Below are 1570 nucleotides of genomic sequence, written 5' to 3' on the forward strand. Positions count from 1 at the left end.
TATTCCAATGGTTCTACATTGTAAACCTGAGATCTCAGTGGTACTCCTCCCCAGTCACTCATTCCTGTTCCATCTTTTTCATTCATTGTTTTTACCTATATGGAGTTAGGCTAGGATGCCAGTCAAAATTTACCCAGCGATGGAGAAAGGGATCCCATATTTTACCAAAAATTGGTCTTGGTAAAGGCAATTTCCAATCACTCCAATAGTTGTTGTACCAAATATTATGGTAAAAATACCCCTCGTAAGAATGACGATAGAAAGAAAATTTAGCATTACAAGCATTTTTTATAAAGTCATTTTTCGTAATAAAATTATTTGCACCCGAACCCAACAAATAGACACCTTCATTATTGTAACATATTTGATTTCCAGAAATTGTATTATTATACGTTATAAGCGGGCTTGAAGAACCACCTTTTAATTGTATGCCGCTCCATCCACTTGATGATATATTATTATTCAAAATTGTATTATATGAAGCATCAGTAATTAATATTCCATCATACCTATTATAGCAAACATTGTTTCCAACGATTTCATTATAGGAGCCATCACTTATGGTTATGCCATATTGTCGATTATGGCAGACATTGTTGTATGAAATTGTATTATTGTCTACATCTTCCCCCAAGGTAATTCCATGAAGATTTTTCCGTATCTCATTTTTAGAAATTGTATTGTCACAGGAACGAGCTAAAAAAACAGCACCTGCCCCAGGATTGTTAGATATGTTATTTTTAGTAATGAGGTTGCTGTTAGCATCACCTAGGTGAAGCCCCGTCCATTTTCCTCCTGAGAATCTGTTTCCAGAAATTATGTTATTGGAAGAATAGGAAAGATAAAACGGAGTGAAATTGCATTCTATTGCATTGTTTTCTATAATGTTATTACTTGAATACATTTTTATTCCATGCCCTCTTTTTTCAAGTGGCCATGAAGAGAAATCCCCATAATTTGCTATTTCAAGCTGCTTAACTGTGCATCTATCTGCCGTTATATTTACGGCAAAATTTCTTCCCCCTCCATCAATGATTGGCTTTTCTCCATTTTTTTCTATGCCAATCAGAGAAATGCTTTTGTTTATTACAATGCTTTCATTGTAAATGCCGTAGTAAACATAGATTGTATAGCTGTTGTCTGCATCATTTATTGCAGATTGTATGCTTGTGTAGTTGTTTGGACCAGAGCCACCAACATACAAAATGTTGCCACTTGTGTTTATGTTTGAAGCGACATTACCTCCATTGATAGATGCAAATGGAATGAACAAGAGAAGGAATGCAATTGCGAGCGTTATTATTTTATTCATGGTTTTATATCACCTCCGTTCTTAAATTTGTTTTGGAAAATGAAAGGGAAAAGGGTCAGACCATATTGGTCTGAGAACTGCTATCCGATGTGCTTCCACTGCTGTCATTGCTGACATAGAAATGCCATACAGGCCCGGTTGTAGTCAGTTGCCCATCGTCTGCAACGACCTTCCAGTAGTAAGTTGTTCCGGCCTGAAGATTGACAGAGTAATATACGGTTGTTGCCGTTGTTGTTGCTATTAGATTGTCCGGAGTGC

2 protein-coding genes are annotated in these 1570 nt (G+C 36.4%); both read right to left on the reverse strand.

Annotated elements, in window-relative coordinates:
• Positions 1–91 precede the first annotated feature (91 nt).
• The gene (locus tag U9O96_03830) at positions 92–1312 is read right to left on the reverse strand and encodes a right-handed parallel beta-helix repeat-containing protein (protein ID MEA2054234.1); all 1221 of its coding nucleotides are present in this window, start codon (positions 1310–1312) and stop codon (positions 92–94) included.
• Positions 1313–1367: 55 nt separating this feature from the next.
• Positions 1368–1570 (reverse strand): hypothetical protein (locus U9O96_03835; protein ID MEA2054235.1); only part of this gene is annotated, 203 nt, incomplete at its 5' end.

The sequence above is a fragment of the Candidatus Thermoplasmatota archaeon genome (genome assembly GCA_034660695.1).
Classification (GTDB): Archaea; Thermoplasmatota; E2; order UBA202; family DSCA01; genus JAYEJS01.